We start from the raw sequence: 2,782 nt of genomic DNA on the forward strand, positions 1-2,782 counted from the left end.
CCGGATACGCTCGCGAGCGAAAAGGTGAACTGCAGCACGTATTCGTACTCGCGAGTCAAAGCGCATGACCCGCAACTCGAACGGTGCGGTTTCGATGAGCGGCGGCGCACGCCCATCCATCGGATCAAACAGCCGAACACCATCGGTAACGTTCACAGTCACCAACAAGTGCCCGACACTCTCCCCGCCCCCGATATCCCTCACTCAGGAGAGTCGACTATTCCAGTGGCAAAACCGCGGGCGCACATTTGCTTCCTTGATCAAGTTCGCCGGTATCACCTGACCTCTTCGGTTTCTCCTAATGAGGTCACACCCACCGCTGGTCTCCGCCAGCGATAACCAGGAAACCGTAACGGTCGACCGGCTCTCGCGGGTCGGACCAGCCAAGGTTATGAACACATCATCCGGAAATTGGAAATATCAGCTGCCCGAATTCGAGACGATGCGGATGAACGAAACCCTGGCCACCCACATCGCCACTTGCGGCGCGGACCCGGTGGCCGATGTCCTCGCGTCGCAGGACCGTTAGGGCGAGTCAAACGCCGCCGCCAGCGCCCGGTCAGGGCTGATGTGCGTTCCATACAACGGTCCGCACGGTGTCCGCGCCAACCGCAGAGCGAGCCCCCACAAATCCAGACCACGATCACCATCCCGGAACACCTCGGCCAGACGCGCGAACTCGTTCATCACACCCACCACACTGCGGTTAGCGGTCGCGCCGAACAAGCACTCCGACATCCGTTGCCGCTGCTCCTCCACGACCGCCGACGGAACCTGGTGAGCCGCCAGAACCGCCGCGACCTCATCGGCAATCCGCTCGGGCAAGGTGACAGCGGGCGCCAACGGCATCAACACCGGCGACAACGTCTGCTCGTTCACCAACAAAGCGACCTGTGGCTGCCAGAACAGCGCGGTGGCGTACCACGGCCCCAGCAGCGTCGTGCCTTCCTCGCCAGCAGGGGCGCTGGTGCACCGACACGCCCCAGAAACTTCTTCGTCGCACGAACAACAAGCACCCCATAATCCTCCTCCCCGAAACACAGGTGAGCCACAACCCGCTGAGGACCGCCCACGGGCAGACCGGGCGAGTTGTTGGCGACCTTTGCGGGGGTGATCCCCAGGTGTGAAAGAGTGCACGGGTGAGTCGATCGATACGGCAGGCGTTGGACGCCCTGATCGCTGACGCGACCCTTGACTGCTACGACCACGGTGAGTGCGTTACCGGGTTCTACACCATGCTCGCGGACAATCTCGCCGTGCCGTTCCAAACGGTGGTGCTGGGCGTGGATGTGACCGTCACGGAACTGGATCTGACCGAGGACGAGCAGATCACGGCCGTCTGCAAGCGCGGCCGGGCGAAGCAGCGCATCCCGATCCTGGATCTGCCCTTGCCCACGCCACCACCGGCGGGCACGGAGTGGATCGATGCCTATCGCCACTGGGTGAAGGGAATATGAACACGTTGAGCGCCTCGCCTGATTCCGACGAACGTCACGTGCGGCTGACCGCGCAGGAAGCCCTGACGAACCTGCGCACCGTGCTCGAACTTTGCGCGGCAGGCGAGGTGAAATGTAGCGCCAAGACCAGCCGCCCCTCCGCGGCCACCATTCGCAGCATCGGCGCGCATCTCGCGCAAGGCGACTTCTACCCCGATGAACCCATCGCCGCCTTCGCCTGGCCGCTGCTCGTCCAGTCAGGCGGGCTCGCCAAGGTCGACGGCACTCGTGCGATTCTGACTCCAAAAGGCCGTGCCGCGCTGGGGAAGCCACCTGCGGAGATCATCCGTCAGTTGTGGCGACGCTGGCTCACGCACGCGCTGATCGACGAGTTCAGCCGGATCGAAGAGATCAAGGGCCAGCGCATCCGTAACGTACTCACTGCGGCCAAGCCCCGCCGCCAGATGATCGCCAAGGCACTGGCCGCGTGCTCGCCGGGCGAGTGGATCGACGTGGACATCCTGTTCAACACGATGCGTCGCGGCAACCTGAGCCCCACCATTGCGCGCAACGACATGGCGCTGTGGAAGCTCTACCTCGTCGACCCGCAGTACGGCAGCCTCGGCTACGACGGCTTCCATAACTGGGAACTTTTGGAAGGCCGCTACACCCTGGCCGTCCTGTTCGAGTACGCAGGCACTCTCGGACTGGTCGACCTCGACTACGTTCACCCCGCCGGCGCACGCGACGACTTCCATGACAACTGGGGCAGCGACGATCTGGACGCGCTGAGCCGCTATGACGGCCTCCAGGCGATCAGACTCACCGCGCTGGGAGCCTACGTCCTTGGCTTGGCCGACACCTACGAACCGGCCAACTCCGCCACAGCCGACGCGCGATCACTGAAGGTGCTGCCCAACTTCGACATCGTCGCCACCGCAGACATCACCGCCGCGGACCGGCTCCTCCTCTCCACCTACGCGAAGCAGACCGCCGACCGCGTTTGGACGGTGTCGGCCACCAGCCTGCTTTCCGCGATCGACACCGGCCGCGACCTGACGGAGTTGACCAGCTTCCTCAGTCTGCGTACCGAGCATGAACTGCCAAGTACGCTGACGACCCTGATCACGGATGTCCACTACCGGACCGGGCAGCTCACCGACCTTGGCCACGCCCGCGTGGTCGAATGCGCCGCGGTAGTTGTCAAGTCAAACTGAGACGGGTTGTGTTTAGTTGACTGGTTGTTGATCTCTGAGGTTTCGCGGTTATGCGGCGGTTGCGGTGCTGGTCGTGGGCCTGTCGGGATATTGATCTGTTGTGTTCTGGCCTGCGGTGATGGTCGTAAT

3 protein-coding genes are annotated in these 2,782 nt (G+C 63.3%); 2 read left to right on the forward strand and 1 reads right to left on the reverse strand.

Going from position 1 to position 2,782, the window contains the following annotated elements; all coding sequences use genetic code 11:
• Positions 1–525: 525 nt before the first annotated feature.
• Entirely contained in the window at positions 526–1,137 is a 612-nt protein-coding gene (locus ACWDKQ_RS35680; protein WP_450143157.1) for a DUF6933 domain-containing protein, read from the reverse strand.
• Between the two features lie 2 nt (positions 1,138–1,139).
• On the opposite strand from ACWDKQ_RS35680, the gene ACWDKQ_RS35685 reads away from it, so the two are divergent.
• Positions 1,140–1,457 carry a hypothetical protein gene (locus ACWDKQ_RS35685; RefSeq protein WP_450143158.1) on the forward strand — a complete coding sequence of 106 codons (318 nt, stop codon included), beginning with the start codon at positions 1,140–1,142 and terminating at the stop codon, positions 1,455–1,457.
• A gap of 38 nt (positions 1,458–1,495) precedes the next feature.
• Entirely contained in the window at positions 1,496–2,653 is a 1,158-nt protein-coding gene (locus ACWDKQ_RS35690) for a helicase-associated domain-containing protein (protein ID WP_450143159.1), read from the forward strand.
• Positions 2,654–2,782 lie beyond the last annotated feature (129 nt).

The organism is Saccharopolyspora sp. NPDC000995, from assembly GCF_053599315.1.